Origin of the sequence: Amycolatopsis panacis, from assembly GCF_003600245.1 — a bacterium.
Classification (GTDB): Bacteria; Actinomycetota; Actinomycetes; order Mycobacteriales; family Pseudonocardiaceae; genus Amycolatopsis; species Amycolatopsis sulphurea.
Genome location: NZ_QZFV01000058.1, coordinates 1 through 512, shown reverse-complemented (window position 1 = coordinate 512; position 512 = coordinate 1). Strand labels below are relative to the sequence as shown.

Genomic DNA, 512 nt, shown 5'->3' with positions numbered 1-512 from the left:
CCGGACGAGCACGATCGGGAGCGGTCCGAGCGGCAGCGTGCGCAGCGGCAGGCGGGGGGAGGGACCCATCGTGTCCGAAAGTGACCGGGGCGTCGTGGTGGCGGGCGTCGACGGTTCGGTGTCGGCGTGTCACGCCGTGGTCTGGGCCGCCGAGCAGGCGGCACGGCGGGGCTTGGTGCTGCGGTTGGTGCACGCGTACATGATCCCGTCGCCGGGGGTCACCGGTCCGGGGGTGCGGGGGGTGCGTTCGGGGTTCCGGCGGCAGGCTGATGGGTGGCTGGCCGAGGCGGAGGCCGTGGTGCTGCGACGATGGCCGTCGTTGCCGGTCGAGCGGCTCGTCGCCGAGGGAAGCCCGGTCGGGGTCCTGCGGCGGGAGAGCCGCGACGCCGAACTGGCTGTGCTGGGTTCCCGGGGTCTGGGTGGGTTCACGGGTCTGCTGGTGGGTTCGACCGCGGTCGGGCTGGTCGCGCACGCGCGGTGCCCGGTTGTGGTGGTGCGGGGCCGGATGCCGG

1 protein-coding gene is annotated in these 512 nt (G+C 75.0%); it reads left to right on the top strand.

The window, feature by feature from the left end; genetic code table 11:
* Window positions 1-70: 70 nt before the first annotated feature.
* Window positions 71-512: universal stress protein (locus D5S19_RS04480; protein ID WP_147397338.1), on the top strand; the 442-nt coding region annotated here is incomplete at its 3' end.